This is a genomic window from Oribacterium sp. HCP3S3_B9, assembly GCF_052064255.1.
In the GTDB taxonomy this organism is placed as follows: Bacteria; Bacillota; Clostridia; order Lachnospirales; family Lachnospiraceae; genus Oribacterium.
Map to the genome: position 1 here is coordinate 41313 of NZ_JBQHVY010000005.1, position 17067 is coordinate 58379.

12 protein-coding genes and 1 pseudogene are annotated in these 17067 nt (G+C 59.6%); 1 reads left to right on the plus strand and 12 read right to left on the minus strand.

Annotated features, from left to right (window positions below):
- Positions 1–238: 238 nt before the first annotated feature.
- From ACTNC3_RS04450 to ACTNC3_RS04460, 3 genes are all read right to left on the minus strand, one after another.
- Complete coding sequence (locus ACTNC3_RS04450; protein ID WP_441226607.1) at positions 239–1645, minus strand: cobalt-precorrin 5A hydrolase; 1407 nt, start codon at positions 1643–1645, stop codon at positions 239–241.
- A gap of 107 nt (positions 1646–1752) precedes the next feature.
- The gene (gene cobM / locus ACTNC3_RS04455) at positions 1753–2547 is read right to left on the minus strand and encodes a precorrin-4 C(11)-methyltransferase (protein WP_441226608.1); all 795 of its coding nucleotides are present in this window, start codon (positions 2545–2547) and stop codon (positions 1753–1755) included.
- Positions 2548–2869: 322 nt separating this feature from the next.
- Positions 2870–3658 (minus strand): ZIP family metal transporter, encoded by a 789-nt coding sequence (locus tag ACTNC3_RS04460; RefSeq protein WP_441226609.1) that lies wholly within the window; start codon positions 3656–3658, stop codon positions 2870–2872.
- Between the two features lie 871 nt (positions 3659–4529).
- Between ACTNC3_RS04460 and ACTNC3_RS04465 the strand changes: the two genes are divergently transcribed.
- Positions 4530–5645, plus strand: coding sequence for an SGNH/GDSL hydrolase family protein (locus ACTNC3_RS04465; RefSeq protein WP_441226610.1), 1116 nt, complete (start codon positions 4530–4532; stop codon positions 5643–5645).
- Positions 5646–5701: 56 nt separating this feature from the next.
- On the opposite strand, the gene ACTNC3_RS04470 is transcribed toward ACTNC3_RS04465, so the two are convergent.
- From ACTNC3_RS04470 to ACTNC3_RS04510, 9 genes and pseudogenes are all read right to left on the minus strand, one after another.
- A complete protein-coding gene (locus ACTNC3_RS04470) occupies positions 5702–6508 on the minus strand; it encodes a cobalt-precorrin-5B (C(1))-methyltransferase (protein WP_441226640.1) in 807 nt (268 codons plus the stop codon).
- A 27-nt stretch (positions 6509–6535) separates the two neighbouring features.
- Positions 6536–7438, minus strand: a pseudogene (locus tag ACTNC3_RS04475) (cobalt-precorrin-5B (C(1))-methyltransferase); the annotation flags it as partial.
- On the minus strand, positions 7435–8352 hold the full coding sequence (locus ACTNC3_RS04480; protein ID WP_441226611.1) for an ABC transporter ATP-binding protein: 918 nt from the start codon (positions 8350–8352) through the stop codon (positions 7435–7437). The gene ACTNC3_RS04480 and the pseudogene ACTNC3_RS04475, both read right to left, overlap by 4 nt.
- Positions 8349–9344 (minus strand): FecCD family ABC transporter permease, encoded by a 996-nt coding sequence (locus ACTNC3_RS04485; RefSeq protein ID WP_410043479.1) that lies wholly within the window; start codon positions 9342–9344, stop codon positions 8349–8351. The genes ACTNC3_RS04480 and ACTNC3_RS04485 overlap by 4 nt, the downstream gene beginning before the upstream one ends.
- A 60-nt stretch (positions 9345–9404) precedes the next feature.
- The gene (locus ACTNC3_RS04490) at positions 9405–11627 is read right to left on the minus strand and encodes an ABC transporter substrate-binding protein (protein WP_441226612.1); all 2223 of its coding nucleotides are present in this window, start codon (positions 11625–11627) and stop codon (positions 9405–9407) included.
- 2 nt (positions 11628–11629) lie between these two features.
- The gene (locus ACTNC3_RS04495; protein WP_410043477.1) at positions 11630–12238 is read right to left on the minus strand and encodes a thymidine kinase; all 609 of its coding nucleotides are present in this window, start codon (positions 12236–12238) and stop codon (positions 11630–11632) included.
- Between the two features lie 130 nt (positions 12239–12368).
- Positions 12369–15245 (minus strand): glycoside hydrolase family 3 protein, encoded by a 2877-nt coding sequence (locus tag ACTNC3_RS04500; protein WP_441226613.1) that lies wholly within the window; start codon positions 15243–15245, stop codon positions 12369–12371.
- On the minus strand, positions 15242–16240 hold the full coding sequence (locus ACTNC3_RS04505) for a helix-turn-helix transcriptional regulator (RefSeq protein WP_410043475.1): 999 nt from the start codon (positions 16238–16240) through the stop codon (positions 15242–15244). The genes ACTNC3_RS04500 and ACTNC3_RS04505 overlap by 4 nt, the downstream gene beginning before the upstream one ends.
- 368 nt (positions 16241–16608) lie before the next feature.
- Positions 16609–17061: a YhcH/YjgK/YiaL family protein gene (locus ACTNC3_RS04510; RefSeq protein ID WP_410043474.1), complete on the minus strand. Its 453-nt coding sequence runs from the start codon at positions 17059–17061 to the stop codon at positions 16609–16611.
- Positions 17062–17067: the final 6 nt, after the last annotated feature.

Sequence of the window (17067 nt, forward strand, 5' to 3'; positions counted from 1 at the left end):
CACCTCCACCACCAGTATAAATCCAGAGTTCGTGATATTCAAACGTTTTTATCACATTTTATGATTTTTATTGCTCAATTTTGAACGTATTAATCGGTTTCTTTCTTCTGTCGGAAGATACAGCTGTAGGATTCCTCTTTAGGTTTCCCTCTTAACTTACGTATATTCTTCGTGACCAGCGTCGGCTTGCACGCACCGGAGGAACCTGCGTATTAGCTTGCGTATATCCTTCGTCCCCCTACGCTTCCACCGCGACGGCAGTCGTCACGCTCCCGTGGATCGTCTTATGCACCAGCACCTCAGCGTGGCCGCTCCGTCCCGCGGCATAGGCCGCCGCCCGCTCGCAGACATTGGCCACCCCCGTCACCGACTGGACGAAGCTGCTGCCCGCGAAGGCCCCCTCCACCGTCCGAAGCTCCTCCGCCGTGTAGGTCACGAACGGCACGCCGCTTTCGTAGCTGTACGCGAGGATCCCCGCCTCCTGCTTCTTCAGGTCGATGCTCGCAAGGGCCACCACCGCGCGTGGGTCAATGCCGGCATCCTCGAGGCAGGTGGCGACTGCCGCTGCGACCTCGGCCTGCGTCACGCCCTTCCGCGCACCCAGACCCACATGAACCCGCTTCGCGATGAGGCGGAGGCCTGTAGCCTGGTTCAGCAGCTTCGTCCGATAGCTGATCACGATGTCAGCGCGGTCGATGTCCTGCGCCGGGACAAGCTCCGCCTCGTGGCGAGCCGGGCGCTGCACGAGACGCTCCATCGGGATGTCCGAGTAGATCCGCAGCTTCTCGCCGCGAAGAACCTTCGCGCTCACCTCCTTCGCCTTTCGGAGATCCGTAAGGAGGAAGCCGTTTTCCTTTGCGAAGGTATCTACCGCGAAGGCACTCTCCGCGTCCGTCGCCGTCGTGATGATGGGCTCCGCCTCGATCAGCGACGCCGCCGTGCGGGCCAGCGCATTGGCTCCACCCAGGTGACCGCTCAGCAGTGAGATCACGTAGCGCCCCGCCTCGTCGATGACGAGCACCGCCGGATCCACGGCCTTCCCGTGGATAAACGGCGCGATCGCACGCACCGCGATGCCCGTCGCCCCCACGAAGATGATGGCGTCGCACGGATGCCTAGTACCGGCGTCTCTAGTCCTTGCATCCATCTCACAGGCACCAGATTTTTCTGATTCGAAGCCATGCTCAAGTCCACCAGCACCGAGGGCGCAGATCTCCGGCTTTTCTTCGAAATCGGATAACGAAACACGCTTTCCGTCTGTATCGTCTGCCGGCTTCGTGAACCACTCCCCGACGATGTCCTGCAGGCTCCGCGGATCGGAAATTGCCGGCAGCGCCTCCGTCTTCGCATGCAGCTCGATACGTGGCGGCTGTGAAACCTCCTTCGACGATCCCCTGTACGACAAATGCAAATCCTCAGAAAGACCTGCGGCCTGTTGCCCTCCGACAGCTGCCCGGGAGACATCCTGATCGACAGCAGGATCTGAACGCCATAAGGCCTGCTGCCCTCCGGCAGCTCTCTGGGAGGCATCCTGATCGACAGCATTGGCTGAACCTAACGTATCCGACGCCGTGATCCAGCGCGTGCGCAGCTCCTCCGCCAGCCGATATCCCTTTTCCGTAAATGCGATCATCTGAATATTCATCGATATCCTCGCTGCTTTCTTCTATACTGAATTCACAAATTCTATACTACGCACGTCACATCGTTCGCATGCTGTTTCCACTCGCTCATAGCACGCACTATCATAGCTTATTTCGACGATGCCGATGTACTCCCCTGTCGAAACGCAGTCGTGAAGCCCGGGTCGTAGAGCTTCGAGGCTTCGTAGATCGTCGCGTCGCAGGTGGCGCGGCCGACGATGATGAGTGCTGGCTTGAGACGCCCGGCCTCGTTGCGCGCCTCCGGAGTTTCGAAGGCCTCCGGCAGCTTCGCGAGCGTCGTGCGTACCACGCGCTCGTCCGGCCAGGATGCACGGAATACGACCGCGGTCGGCGTATTCTCCGGATAGCCACCGGCGAGAAGCTCGGTCTTCACCTTGTCCGCGAGGGTTGCCGACAGAAACAGCACCATCGTCGCCTGATGCGCGGCGAGCTTCGCAAGCTGCTCCCGCTCCGGCACCGGCGTCCGCCCCTCTGCACGGGAGATGATCACCGTCTGCGTCACGCCCGGCAGTGTATATTCCGTCTGAAGCGCGGCGGCCGCACCACAGAACGCACTGACGCCGGGACATACATCGTAGTCGATGCTGTGCGCCTTCAGAAAATCCATTTGCTCTCGGATGGCACCGTAGAGCGAGGGGTCACCCGTGTGGAGGCGGGCAACATTGGCCCCCGACTGCGCGGCCTCGAGATACAGCGCGCAGACCTCGTCGAGATCCATGTCCTTCGAATCATATATGCGCGCATCCGGCCGGCACTCCTCGAGCAGCGCCGGATTCACCAGCGAACCCGCGTAGATCACGATCTCCGCCTCGCGGAGAAGCCGCGCGCCCTTCCGTGTGATCAGCTCCGGATCGCCCGGACCCGCCCCGATAAAATGAACCATACCTGCCTCGTTTCTTTATGTGATAGAAGTCATTATATACGTACGTTTGACAAAAAAATGATCAGCTCCTGGGATTTGAGAAAATTTTCAGTCCCTGCAGCGCCATTTTTCATCATTCATTTTGACACCTGACATTTTAGCATAAAATGTATACACTTCGTGAAAATATAAAAAAGTATGGTGACAGTGTTACTGTTCACTCGTGACTCAGCCTCCGGCTGCTGTCCGCCGAGCCGCGCCTTGACTTACCTACGTTTGAACAGTAACGTGACAGTTCAGGCAAGCAGGCAGGGGACCCGGCGGGGCGGCAACGGTTTTTCCTTCACCCGAGCGCCACGTCCAGCACCATCATCACGCTGAAGCCGGCGGCGAAAAGCAGGGTCCCGACATTCGAGTGGCGGCCCTGCGACATTTCCGGAATCAGCTCCTCCACGACGACATACAGCATGGCACCGGCGGCGAAGCTGAGGAGATACGGCAGCAGCGGAACGATGAGCTGCGCGGCGAGGATCGTCAGCACCGCACCGATCGGCTCCACGACGCCCGACAGCACACCGCCGAGGAAGGCCTGCCGCTTACTCTCCCCCTCCGCGCGAAGCGGCATCGAGATGATCGCCCCCTCCGGGAAGTTCTGAATCGCGATACCAAGCGAGAGCGCCAGCGCACTGGCCGCCGTGATCTGCATGCTCCCCGACAGGAAGCCCGCGTACATCACACCGACCGCCATGCCCTCCGGGATGTTGTGGAGCGTCACCGCCAGCACCATCATCGTCGGCCGCTTCAGCCGCGTCTTCGGTCCCTCCGCCTCACTGCTGCCGACATGCATATGCGGAATCAGGTGATCCAGCACCAGCAGAAACAGCACGCCGATCCAGAAGCCGACGAAGGCCGGCACGAAGGACAGCTTCCCCCAGCCTGCCATCTGCTCGATCGCCGGAATCAGCAGACTCCAGATGGATGCCGCCACCATGACCCCCGCCGCGAAGCCGGCCAGCGCCCGCCGCACCAGCTCCCCCAGCGCCCGCTTCATGAAAAACACACACGCCGCCCCGAGACTCGTCCCCAGAAACGGAATCGCGATACCGATCACTGCATTCATTTCGTTCGTCATTTCTACCCTCCCTTTTATCCATCGGATGTGCTGCGTAGCGCCGCCATCGTCGCACACGCGTATATATCGGATAGGCGCGCGGAAACCGATGTTCACGTTCTGCCATCGTCGCGTATATATATCCTGTCCAGATAGTTAGTTTATATTAACTTTTTGGCAAATGCCACTGTTTTCTACCATTTATCTAATCTGGCCTGATTTTGAAGATATTGGATATGCTTTTTGTCTGGAATCGTTGGAAGAAACTGGAAATTATCCAATTTTCTAAGATTTCAAAAATACTGGATATCAGACGCTTTATTTCATAAGAGAGCTCTGCTCCCAGGTATCCAGCTTTTAGGAAAAAAGCGATTATTGGATATGCCTTCAACGAAATGCTTCACCGAAGCTCCAAATACATATCCACTTTTTTGAAAAGCAACGGCTATTCGATAGTACGCATATATGCGTATGTTTCATTTCGAAGAAAACTATCCAATAAGTGTCCTATTTTAAAATCGTAGATATTTTTGCCCCACTCTCAAAAATGATAAAACTTGTTATAAATATCCATTATCTCAAAAACCGACAGCTATTGGATAGTGCCACCGATTTTCATTTATTATGGCCGCGCTGCCCATGAAAAACCCGCTCAACATTACTGTTCAACCGTAGTTAAGTCAAGGAGACGGCAGACGAGTGGAGTGGCTCGGCTGCTGTCCGCCGGGCTACGTCTGAACAGTAGTCGCTGAACATTACGAATCTATGAAGAATTCTGCCTTCACTGGCTTTTCCCCATCGAACTCGCTACAATGAAATCAGTAAATCAATCGAATCCTGCATGCCTTCGAACGCACCTTACTTTTTGAAACCTCAACGAAAGGAGCTTCCCATGACCCACCCGAAAAAATCTCTGAAACGAACCCTTCTCTTCACCTACCTGCTGCTCGCTTCTTTCGCATGTAAGCTCAACGCCTTCGCCGGTGTCGCCGGGCGTGGCATCGATCCGTCCGTTCTCGAGGCCAATGCCTCCGGACCGGGCGCACATACCGATGGCGCTTCTGCCTTGCCCGCCACCACCCAGAGTGCCACGTTGACTGCCGGTCAGGTGATAAATCAGACAGGTAGCGGCCAGATGACGACCCAGACAGGCAGCAGCCAAGCCATGGTACCCGGCACCCAGGCATCCGCAGCTACGACTGCAGCTGGCGCCGGCCAGATGACGACCCAGACAGGCAGCAGTCCGGCCATGGTAGAAGCGACGGGCGCAACCGCAAATGCATCATCTGATTCCGGCGCGCCGACCGGCATCCCAGAGACGCAGCCGGTGCAGTCACTGCTTCCGCCGACGGAGGAGGAAATCGCAGCTTACTTCCAGGGCGCCTACGTCACCGGTGACTCCGTCGCCTACGGCTTTCAGCTCTACGCAAACCGCCAGAAGGGAAACAGCGCGATCCTTCAGAACCTCGGCTTCCTCACCCGTGGCAGCTTCTCTGCACACAACGCCTTCATGGCCATCTCGAAGAAGTCCGTGCATCCGACCTACAAGGGCGCACAGCACCACATCTGGGATTCGCTTCAGCTGGTCGGCGCGAAGCATGTCTTCATGTTCTTCGGCCTCAATGACCTGAACATCGGCGGCGTTGACAGCACGGTCGACTACTACGTCCGCCTCATAAACCAGATTCGGGCCGTGAATCCGGACATCGCCTTCACCATCATCAGCACGACCCCGATGTACCAGGGCTCCGAAAAAGGCAAGCTCACCAACGCAAACATCGATGCGCTGAACGCACGCATGCAGGCCTTCTGCACAGAAAACGGCTGGGGCTACCTCGACATCGCCTCTCACCTGAAGGCCGCCAACGGCACCCTCGCTGCGCAGTACTGCTCTGACCACTATGTCCACGAAACCAATGCCGCCTACGCCATCTGGCTCCAGTGCTTCCACGACTACGCACAGGAAAAACTGCTCGCTGAAAAACTCGACACACAGACGAAGTCCTGAAAAACAAAAGATGCCAACACAGAATGGAAATCCGTGTTGGCATCTTTTTCATTTTATCAACTTTTGATGCAGCAAAATCCTTCCAGCAGCCGCTCCGCGCCCGCGGTTTCCCCGACACGCCCGAAGCGCTCCGAATACACGATCACGCCGAAGTTCATCTGTCCGCGGATCCGATGCGCCATGTGCGCTTCGATCTCCCCCATGATGGAGGCCATCACCGGCACCCGCAGCCCCATCTCTTCGAGCCGCGTCAGCATCTCCTCGGTCGTCGTCGCCTCCCGCATCGCCGCTACCTGCGCCCGCGTACCGCCGCACAGCGCGAGATGCGCCGCGAAAATCTCCCAGCGCCCGTCCGCCACGCGACTGTGTGTGTTCATGATGCCCGCCGCGAGCTTCACCAGCTTTCCGACGTTTCCGACCAGCAGAAAATCCGTCGCCCCATAGGACACCGCGAGGTCGATCGCCTCGCCGATGTAGTTCGACACCTCGACAACCGGCACCCCGCGGAGCCCCAGCTGCTGCTCGACGTAGCGCTGTCCGTAGTTCCCCGGCACAGCCAGGATCCGCCGCGCGCTTCGGCCAATGTCTCCATCATCTTTCCGCCCGCTGTCTGTCGTCTCCGTCTGTTTGCCATGCGCTGCGGGCGACTGCAGCCGTCCCACAGCTTCATCTGCTGCCGTCCGTTCTTCGGAGGTTTCCGTTTTCTGGTCTGCGGACACCTCTTCCTTCCGCTGCGTCTGCGTCTCTGAAACAGCGACATCCTCCATCGCCAGCACCTGCCGAATCAAAGTTTCCGTTTTCTGGTCTGCGGACACCTCTTCCTTCCGCAGCGTCTCCGTCTCCGAAACAGCGGCATCCTCCATCGCGAGCACCTGCCGGATCGAGGTTTCGATCGTCGCGACGATCGCGGCCTCCGACATCGGCTCTACGATGCCGGTCGTCCCGAGGATCGAGATGCCGCCCTCGATCCCGAGCATCGGATTAAAGGTCCGCTGTGCGAGCTCTGCGCCCGCCGGCACCGAAATCGTGATCAGATAGCAGGGCTTCTCCGATCGTTCTGATTTTTCATTTCCTTCATTCAGGCACTTCGATCTGATGTATTCAGCGTCCGGTTTTCCATCCACATGTTTCAGCTTGTTTTCCATCTCGAGGGATGGTGTACATCCCTCGGTCCGACGCTTCTCGTCATCCTCGAACGCGTCCAGCACCTGCTGCACCGCGTCAAAGATCATCTGGCGCGGCACGCGATTGATCGCGCTCTGCCCGACCGCCTGCTCGAGCCCCGGCTTCGTCACCCGGCCGACCCCCACGCCACCGGTGAGATACAGCCGCCCGTCCGCAGACGCAAACGCGCCTTCTGGCACGACCACCACATCACAGACCTGAATATACGCCCGGATCTCCGTGCCGTTCGTGACATCCGGATCATCGCCGGCGTCCTTTCTGGTCGCGAAGCCGCCATCCGCCGTCGGATACACCGCAAGCGTCACCCGCTGATCAAACGATCTCGAGTCACTTTCCGCGGATCCCACCCGCTGCAGCGGTGACCGTCCATCGCTGTTCTGCTGCGTTCCACGATTCGCTCGATTATCTGCAATCTCCGCATGAAGCTTCGCTGCAGCGACGTCCACCTGCACGCGCTTCCTGCTCTCCGGCAGTCGCACGGTCACCTCCGACCGGACCTGTCCGGTGAGGAGCCGCAGCATCGCAGCCTGCGCGCACGCCGCTGCGCAGGTGCCGGTCGTCAGCCCGCAGCGAAGCTTCTTCTGATTTTTGAAAACAAATTCGTTCATGTACGCTCCTCCGCGCGTCCGTACAGCAGCCGGAATTCCTCCGCACTGATGTCATAGAGCGGCGCGATGATCTCCTCGCGGAAGATCTCCTCCGGTGTGCCGCTGTGCCCGGCATGGCCGTCCTTCACGGTCAGCAGCTGATCCGCGAGCAGCCGTGCGAGCTCGATCTCGTGAAGCGACGCCACGATCGTCATCCCGGCCTGTGCCTTCGCCCGCAGCACCCGAAGAAGCTGCAGCTTATAGTGGATGTCGAGGTAGCCGGTCGGCTCATCGAGGATGAGAAGCTTCGGGTCCTGTGCCAGTGCCCGCGCGAGCAGCACCCGCTGCTTCTGTCCGTCACTCAGCTCCCGGAAATCCCGCTCCCGAAGCGCCATGACATCCATGGCCTCCATCGCGTCCTTCACCTGCACTTCGTCCTCTGCATCGAGCCGCCCCAGTCGCCCGGTATATGGATAGCGACCGAGCGATACCACATCCCGCACGGTCATGAGCTCCGGCTTCGCCCGATCCGTCAGCATGACCGCGAGCTCCCGCGCGAGCGCCTCCCCGGAGTAGCGCTGCAGATCCCGGCCATCCAGTGTCACGGTCCCCTGCATCGGCAGAAGCGCCCGGGACAGCGTCCTCAGCACGGTCGACTTCCCCGCGCCATTCGGCCCGATCAGCACGAGGATCCCGCCCCGCGGCACTTCGAAGCTGAGCCCGTCCAGCACGACCTTCCCATGATAGCCCGCTATCACATCGCGCACAGCCATGTGATGCGCTCCAGCCATCTCTGCCCCCGTGCTTTCCGTCGCCAAACTGCGCAACACATCGCCCGTACCATCTTCCATCACAGAAGCGTCCTTCCCAGCCGCATCGATGGTCCGCATTTCCTGCACTCGCTGTTCCTTTTTTCGATTCTGTTCGCGCATCATCTCCCCCTCTCCTGCAGCAGCATCCAGATGACGACCGGCGCGCCGATCAGCGAGGTGACGGTCGAGATATTGAGCTCGGTCGGGCTGAGCCATGTGCGCGCCAGGAGGTCGCAGGCCGCCGTGAACGCCGCGCCGCCGAGGAATGCTGCCGGTATCAGCACGCGTGGCTCCGAGGTACGGAGCAGGCGTCGCATGATGTACGGGGCCGCCACGCCAACGAAGCTGATCGGGCCGGCGAAGGCGGTGACGGTCGCCGACAGGATACTCGAGAGCAGGATGAGGATCGTGCGGAAGCGCCGGACATCGACCCCGAGGGAGCGCGCGTAGCCCTCCCCGAGCCGGAACGCGCCGATCTGCTTCGACATCGCAAAAATCAGCGCCATCGTCACGCCCACGACCGCGAGCGACACGCGCACATCCTGCCAGTCCGCGCCCGAAAACGAGCCGAGCGACCAGCCGTGCAGGTTCACGATGTCCGCGTCCTCCGCGAAGGTGATGAGGAAATCGGTGATCGCACTCGCGACGTAGCCGATCATGATGCCGCCGATCAGAATCGACGCCATGTGCTGTACGCGCTTCGAGATCAGGAGGATGAAGCCGGTCGACAGGAGGGCGCCAATGAAGGCGGCCACGACATTGATGGCTGCGCTGGTGGTGCGGAGCCTGGTCAGGGTGAGCAGCATCGACAGCGTGACGGTCAGCTTCGCACCACTCGAGATGCCGAGAATGTAGGGCCCGGCGATCGGATTTTCGAAGAAGGTCTGGAGCAGGAAGCCGCTCAGCGCGAGCGCACCGCCGAGGATCATCGCGAGGCAGACGCGCGGCAGGCGGATGCGCCAGAGGATGGTCTGCGACACGAGATCCGCGCGCAGTGCGACCGTACCGACGGAGACATTGGCATAAAAAATAAGAAGAAGCACGAAAAAGAGGCATGCGAATACGATCACATACCGCCGCGTGCGTCTTCGGTTTTCCCGCTGAAATTCACTCATCCGCGCGTCCCTTTCTGTATACAGCATCGTTTGATGGCTTTCAGTATACTCGATTTTCGTTTACGCAACCTTTTTCAGGAAATGCATGTCATCCTGGTCCTGCAACATCCGGCTGACATCTTCAGCGAAGTCCGCCATACGGTCGCTCAGCTGGTAGAAGTCCTTGTCGGTCGTGTAGACATGGCCCTCCTTTACGGCCTTAAAGTCCACGAAGAGCGCATTCTTTCCGAGAAGCTCCCGGATGGAGCTGAGCGGGCGGTCGAGGGTTGCGGAGTAGATGAGGTAGTCGGCATCCTTACAGCTACTGTAGAAATCCTCAAGGGAAACCGTAACGTTGCTCTTCCGACTGCCACTGAGGCTCGACATGTCCGGCGCAAGGTAACGCGCACCGGCAAGCTCGAGCAGCTCCGGGATGTAGTCATGCGGCTGCCGCACCTGGATCTGCCCGGAGGAGTTCACATAGAAGTAGACGACCGTCGGACGCTGATCCGCTGTCGTATCTGTACCGGCACGCCCACTGCTGGTTTCGGTAGACGACGCCTCGTTTTTCGAGTTCCTGGAAGTTTTTGTTTCTGATTTTTCTGCAGACTTCCCACTCTGAGAAGCTTCACCAGACGACGTCTCCGCATCCTTCTGTATCGCACGGATGCGGTCGCGCTCCGTCTGATACCACTGCTGCGCCTCCTCTTCGTGGCCGAACAGCGCGCCGTACACACGGATCCACTCGAGGCGGCCGAGCACGTGCGGCTCGTAGCTGGAGTAGTCGATGTAGACCGGGATGCCGAGGGCACTCAGCTTTTCGATGACCTCCGGTGAGCGGTAGATCATCGTGGATTCCAGCGCGAGGTCACAGCCCTCCCGGAGCAGCGTTTCATAGTCCGGCTCCGAGTACCTGCCGGCGAAGAGCATCGAGCCTGCCTTCATCGCAGTGCGTGCCTCGTCCACGTACCAACCCTCCTCCCGGAGACCGGAAAAGCGGATCTGGCTGACCGCGCCGAGATCACAGAGCGGGGCCATCACGGCACTCGCCGCGACATACGTCGTCGTGAGCGGCTGCTGCAGCACTGTCAGCTCCAGCGCATCGCCCTTCTTTTCCTTATTCGCGCTGTTCTCCTCCGACGCCCGCGCCGTGAAGTGACCGTTTTTTTGATCGACGCCCTGTTTTGAGCCGGACTTCGCCGCTCTGGTTTTCTCGCCGATGTCTGCTGGCGCGCTTGACTTCGCCGCCTTCTTTTCACTTGAATTCTTCACGGAATCCGCTTGCGCTGAGGCCTTCGGCTCAGCTATTCCCGATGACTTGTCGGCTGCCTGCGGATCTTCCGGCGCGATCAGGTAGCGGTGCAGGCCCCCGGCGGTTTCCAGCAGCTGGTACTTCGCGCCGGATGCATCCTCATAGACGCTCAGACGGAAGTACTCTGCCACATCGTTCTTCTCAGACGAAACGAACCTGAGTCCGTCGATCTCCGGTGCCGCTGACCAGTGGACACTGCTCTCCCCCACCGTACCGGAGGCGCCAGCGGTTTTCGTGCTCGTCTCTGCCAAGGCGGTCGTGCTGTTTCCACTTCCTCCGGCGCTGCCGGAAGTTTCCGCATCTGTCACCTGCGTGGTGGCCGACTGCATTGTCCGATTCACCTCGTCGCTCGGCAGGGGATGCGCCTCGGCCATCGACGCGTCCGCCATCGGAAGCAGCGCGCTGCCGTCGAAGCTCAGCTGGTACTCGATTTCGTACGGCTTCGACATCGCGGTCGTATCGGCGAGCACCGGGATGGCCGTGTTGAGCGCTGACACCGGGATCGTCATCGCGGAGTGTCCGGCAGCGTCGGTGAAGGCGTCGTAGCGGACGCCGTCGAGCTTCATGTAATCATAGCTTGCGCTCGACCAGTGGATGTCTGCCGTCGCCTGCCCTTCCTTTACATAGAAGCCCGTCGGCGAGCTGATCGACGCGCGGCCGGAGCCCCCCGTCATCGACACCCGGATCCAGTAGCTGCCATCCGGGATCTCGGAAAGCTCGGAGAACGACAGCAGGCCGGCCGCGGTCACGCTGGTGCCGGAAAGCTGCGCACCGGACGACGACTTGTCAGTATCAGCAGCAGATGACGATTCCCCCGATACTTCTGCTTTTCCCACGACCTGCGCTGATTTCGTCACAGCCACATCCGCGGCCCCTGGACGGGCACCGCATCCGGAAAGCAATAGCAAGAACACAACCATGACTACAGCGAGCATGCGCCGCGCTGTCCTCCGATCTCTGCTGCTGTTATTCACCTTCTGCTGATTTTGCATGGTCATACCCCCGCGATGTCCTGCGTCAGGTCCTCATGTGGGCGATCGCCGTGCAGCCGGCCTTCGAAGTAGTGCTTTCGGCACAGTGCCACGTAGGATTCATTGCCACCCAGCATAACCTGTGCACCAGTGCGCACGATCTTTCCGTCGCTGAAACGCGTGTTGAAGTGTGCCTTCTTGCCGCACCAGCAGAGCGTCGGGATCTCCTCGAGCCGGTCCGCCAGCTCACAGAGGCGCTGCGAGCCCGGGAACAGCCGGCTCTGGAAATCCGTCATCAGGCCATAGCAGATGACCGTAATCTCCCGCTCGTCGACGATATGCGCGAAGGCCTCGACCTCCTCCGGACGCAGGAACTGCGCCTCGTCGATGATGATGACGGTTTCCTTCACGAAATCGATCGTCTCGAGCCGCTCGAGAAAACTCGACACCAGCTCGCACTCCGCGTGCAGCCCGATGCGTGACTTGATCTCACTCTTCCCATCACGCGTGTCCGTCGCCGGCTTCAGAAGATACGGCACATAGCCCTTCTCCAGATAGTTGTAGCGCACCATCAGTGCATTCGCCGTCTTACTGCTGCCCATCGCACCGTAGCGGAAAATCAGTTTTGCCATAACACTCTCCCTTACAAATATACTGCGTCTACTATAGCGGTCCCAGCCTCCAAATACAAGAAGCGCTCCCCACAAAAAGAACGGCCTCCATCACCGAAGACCGTTCTGATCATAAAGCGTAATCCACACATCACGCGAAGCGTGCGTAGTAACTCGTCGCGTCCGCATATCCGTTCGTCCGGAGCACGATGTTCAGTACGCGCTCCGCACAGCTTCGGATGTCCACCTCGCTGAGCCGTCCCTCCGCATACGCCTGCTCGATATTCTCGAGGTCAGAGGTCGCACCTGGCATGATGAGGTCGTTGCCCGCCGCCACGCAGCCGGCTGCATCTGCTCCACCGAAGTCCAATGTTGTCGCCCAGTCGGTCATAATCACGCCCTGGAAGTGCCACTCCCGCCGCGCGATCTCCGTGCAGAGGTCGGCATTGTTCGCACTGTGCACCCCGTTGATCTCGTTGTAGCTCGTCATGATGCACATCGGCTGGCTCTCCTTGATCGCGATCTCGAAGCCGCGCAGGTAGATCTCACGCAGTGCCCGCTCGGACACGACGGCATCGACACCCATGCGGTTGTTCTCCTGATTATTGCAGGCGAAGTGCTTCACCGTCGTGCCGACACCTGGAAGCGTCTGCACGCCCTTCGTGATCGCCGCCGCCATCTTTCCACTGAGCAGCGGGTCCTCTGAATAGTACTCGAAGTTTCGTCCGTTCAGCGGATTCCGCTGGATATTCATGCCCGGTGCGAGCCACCAGGCGACATGGAACTCCTCCATCTCGATGCCCGTCGCGCGGCCCACCGCCCCGAGCAGCTCCTCATTCCAGGTCTGCGCGAGGTTCGTGCCCACCGGCCATGCCGTCGTGAACTGGTACCAGCGCTCATACTTCTCCGGCTCAGCCGGTTCCGACGCGAAGAAGCCGTTCTCGAAGTTCGCCTCGATGCCGGTGCTGAGCTTCTCGCCCGTCGCCCGCTCCACGAGATACGAGCGGCTCAGGCGCAGGCCCGCCGGCCCATCCGCCATCGAGATCCCCGGCACATGAAGGAGCTCCTCCAGGGAGCGGCTGGTCTCGCCCGCCGTTCCCGGCACCCGCTGCCCCGCGGAGCCGAGCGCCGACGCATGCATGTCGAACTCGCCCATCAGGAGCGGGATCAGGTCCTTCACCTCGAGCGCACTGGCGATTGCATGCGCCATCCGGTCGAGGTCATCCTGTGCATTTCGGAACACCGGCTCCTCGCCCGGCGCCCACACGGTCTCTCCGAGCGCCTGCGTCCAGCCCAGCTTCCCGCAGAGTCCCGCGATCCGCTTCCCCTGCTGCGCCGCCTGCTTCATCGTCGCCCAGGTATCGCTCCAGGCCTGCGTCTTCCGGCGGAGGCTCTCCACCGGCGCCGCGCACTCATGGAAGTCCGCGTCCTTCACCGGACAGATGTGCGGCACGATCTCCAGCACCTTCTCCTCCGCGACCTCGACCACGCCCGCGAGCTGCAGCCGGCTCTCCTCCGAGCTGCTGCCGACGAAGATCGCATAGCGACCGGCCTCGATCACCCACGCGCCATGCGCCGCATCGTAGTCCGTACGGAAGCTCGCGAGCGCGCGCCCGTCCACATGGAGGGTCATCGTCTCCTGCTCGCCCGGTGCGAGGAGCCGCGTCTTCCGGAAGGCCACGAGGCGCTTATATTCCTTCGCCTCGACCTTCGCCTGTGCCGACGCCTTCACGCCTGCGCCGCCTTTTCCAGCATCTCCGGCCAATGTCTCCGCCGTCTCACCAGATGCCGCTGTCTTCACGCCATCCTCACCGGAAATCACTGCCGGCTGCGGGCAGGCCGCATACACCTGCACGACCTCCTTTCCGGCATACGGATTTCCGGTATTCTCGACGGTCACCGGGATGTACAGTCCATCCGCTGCGGCCCGCGGTGCCTCCGCCGTGAGGACGAACGAGGTGTAGCTCAGGCCATGACCGAAGTGATAGCGCGGCGTCACCCCGAAGGAATCGAAGTAACGATAGCCGACATAGATGCCCTCTTCATAGCGTGAACGCGCAAGCAGCGCGTCCCGGTCGATCGTCTCCGCAGCCGCCTTCTTGCCCTGCGAAGCGCCGTCCGTCCCAGCCATTTCACCCCCGTCAGAAACATTGCCCGCCACTGCACGACCGTCGCATGACGATGCAGCGCCGTAAGCATTGTCCTCGTCGAGCTGCGCGCGGACATCACTGAACTCCATCGCACCCGGATAGTCCATGTAGCTCCTCGCCCAGGTCGCGGTCAGCTTCGCCGACGGATTCACGAATCCGAGCAGGATGCGCGCACAGGCGTTGCCACCCTCCTCACCGGCCTGCCCCATAAAAAGGATCGCCTTCACCTCCGGCATCGCCTCGAGCACCGTAAGATCGATCGGCGCACCGGCATTGATCACGATGACGATCTTCTCGACCAGGGTCGCGAGCACGCGGATATCCTCGAGCTCATGATCCGTGAGGTAGTAGTCGCCCTTCGCGAGATAACGGTCGCTGCCCTCGCCGGCCACGCGGGAAATCACGTAGACCGCCGTCTTCGCATCCTGCACATCCGTGTCCTCGATCGGACGCCCCTCCGGCATCTCGAAGGCGTGGCTCGTATAGGTATCGAAGAAAAGCTGCCCGTCGGTGGTGCCGCCGCACTCGTCGAGGATCTGCCTCTTCCACGCCTGCCGCGCGAGGTCATAGCGCTCCTCATAATCCTCGATCCAGTCCTTGCTCGTCACCCGCACACGTGCGAGCGTGAAGCCGTCATAGATCGACACACTGTGCCGCACATTCACATCACCGGAGCCGGTTCCACCCTTGATCGTGAGCCCCGCACCTGCACCGAACAGCGCCACCGGAATCCCGGTCGGAAGCGGCAGCACCCCGTCGTTTTTCAGAAGGACGATGCTCTCCTCGGCCGCCTCCCGCGCGAGGATGCGATGCCGCTGCTCCCGCTCGGAAATCTCCTCGGATGTCGTTCCAGTTCTCGTAAATTCATTTATTTTCATTTCGTTTCCTCCTGATATCTCGCGGCCATCTCCGCGATGTCTGTTCGCAGCTTCTCGCGAAGCTCCGCCGGCTCGAGCACCGTCACGTACTTGCCATACTGGAGCGCCCAGTACTCCATCGCCTCCAGATTACAGCGGAGGCGGACATCCATCATCCCGTCCTCGTACTGCTCGACGATCTGGAAGTCCTTTCCGAACCAGTCATAGAGCATATCCATACTGCGCTGACTCGTCCGAAGCAGCACCGTCACCGACTCGCCGGAGAACATATAGACATGCTCCGCCATGTGCTTCGGCAGGTCGAGGCCATGCTCCATGCCCTTCACCTCCCGCGCCGGCTTCCGCTCCTCGTCGAGGATCTTCATGTTCGTCATCTTATCGATGCGGAAGTGCGAGATCGTGTCATACTTATCATAGTTGCCGACGAGATAGAAGTTTCCGTTCGACATCACGATCTGATAGGGATTATAGATGTACGGCTCCTTCCGCCGCGGATGCATCCGCCGATCCGTCCCGTAGCTGTTGTAAATGAAGGAAAGCTTCTGCTTTCGTTCGATCGCCTCATCGATCAGGTCGAGGTTGATCATCGCCTGCTTGTTCTCCGTATGCTGGAGCGTCGTGATATTGGCGAGATGCGTGAAGCGCGGCTTGAAGTGTCGGCTGCTCTCATCGACCAGCTTGTCGATCAGCTGCTTCGCCTGTGCCTTCGTCAGAAATTTCGAGAAAACCACCGAGTTGATGAGCATCTGCAGCTCCGCATCATCGAAGGTCCGGGACATCAGCCGATAGCCCTTCTCCGTATCGATATCGAAGCCGTACTCGATGAGACAGTCGATGTTGTTTCGGACCGAACGCCGGTCACACACCACCCCGTAGTTCTCCTTCAGAAGCTGCAGCACCCGCTGCTGCGTAAGTGCATGCTCCTCATCCGAATAATCCTTCAGGACCTCAAGTATCAGCAGATTCAGATTTTTCTTACCGCCACCGTCGTACATAGCCCTACCTCCCGAACACAAAATCTCTTTTTATCCTATCATAAAAGCAGCGCCTGCACGACTGCGTTTCGCCATTTTCGCTCATTCGTTGTTACCGAGCAGAAGCCCCCGCACCATACGGCGCGTGGGCTTTTGCTTTATAGGATAGGAAAAAGTGTAGTTAGCGTGTTAATCATCCATGAGAGGGCCGCGCGAAGCGCGGAGAGGCTCGTGGATGCCCCCAGGCGGCGAGGCTGTTTTTTCGCAATAAGCGAAAAAATCAAGCGACGATGCCTGCGCCGAAGGCGCATTATCATGGCATCGTCTCTTTGCACTAATCCATGAGAGGGCCGCGCTTCGCGCGGCCCTCTCATGGATTAATGTTCAGATTAAACAGCGACCTTTACCACTACCTTGCGGACGAACTCTGGTCCTTCTGCAGTGCAGGTACGTGGCTTATGTGCATCCTCCGGTGCAACGACGATCATGTCGCCCGGAAGCAGCAGTACGGTACCGCTGAGTGCCGGCTCCTCATAGAACTTGAGATCATTCTCCGGATGATCCTCCTTCAGTACGAGACCATCGCGCTTGCAGTAGCCGAACTGCTCCTTGCCGGAGATCACATACTGGATGTCGAAAAATTTATCGTGGGTCTCGAAGAAGCCCTCATTTGCAGGGAAGCTGGTGTACTCCTGTACATTTGCAGTCACGCCCTCGCATACCGGATAGCTTCCGACCGCTGTGTGATCGAGGTCGGTCTCTGCCAGCCACTTATAGGCTGCCTGAAACTTCTCATCGAGGTAGTTATACTTGGTTGAAAGATTTAATGGTGAAAAAAACATAGTAAA

What these genes read in the sequence shown, in the direction of transcription:
- ACTNC3_RS04500 (WP_441226613.1), bottom strand. Translation starts at nt 15,245, where the DNA reads ATGAAAATAAATGAATTTACGAGAACTGGAACGACATCCGAGGAGATT.
- ACTNC3_RS04470 (WP_441226640.1), bottom strand. Translation starts at nt 6,508, where the DNA reads ATGGAGGATGCCGCTGTTTCGGAGACGGAGACGCTGCGGAAGGAAGAG.
- ACTNC3_RS04495 (WP_410043477.1), bottom strand. Translation starts at nt 12,238, where the DNA reads ATGGCAAAACTGATTTTCCGCTACGGTGCGATGGGCAGCAGTAAGACG.
- ACTNC3_RS04485 (WP_410043479.1), bottom strand. Translation starts at nt 9,344, where the DNA reads ATGAGTGAATTTCAGCGGGAAAACCGAAGACGCACGCGGCGGTATGTG.
- ACTNC3_RS04505 (WP_410043475.1), bottom strand. Translation starts at nt 16,240, where the DNA reads ATGTACGACGGTGGCGGTAAGAAAAATCTGAATCTGCTGATACTTGAG.
- ACTNC3_RS04510 (WP_410043474.1), bottom strand. Translation starts at nt 17,061, where the DNA reads ATGTTTTTTTCACCATTAAATCTTTCAACCAAGTATAACTACCTCGAT.
- ACTNC3_RS04450 (WP_441226607.1), bottom strand. Translation starts at nt 1,645, where the DNA reads ATGAATATTCAGATGATCGCATTTACGGAAAAGGGATATCGGCTGGCG.
- ACTNC3_RS04480 (WP_441226611.1), bottom strand. Translation starts at nt 8,352, where the DNA reads ATGATGCGCGAACAGAATCGAAAAAAGGAACAGCGAGTGCAGGAAATG.
- cobM (WP_441226608.1), bottom strand. Translation starts at nt 2,547, where the DNA reads ATGGTTCATTTTATCGGGGCGGGTCCGGGCGATCCGGAGCTGATCACA.
- ACTNC3_RS04490 (WP_441226612.1), bottom strand. Translation starts at nt 11,627, where the DNA reads ATGCAAAATCAGCAGAAGGTGAATAACAGCAGCAGAGATCGGAGGACA.
- ACTNC3_RS04460 (WP_441226609.1), bottom strand. Translation starts at nt 3,658, where the DNA reads ATGACGAACGAAATGAATGCAGTGATCGGTATCGCGATTCCGTTTCTG.
- ACTNC3_RS04465 (WP_441226610.1), top strand. Translation starts at nt 4,530, where the DNA reads ATGACCCACCCGAAAAAATCTCTGAAACGAACCCTTCTCTTCACCTAC.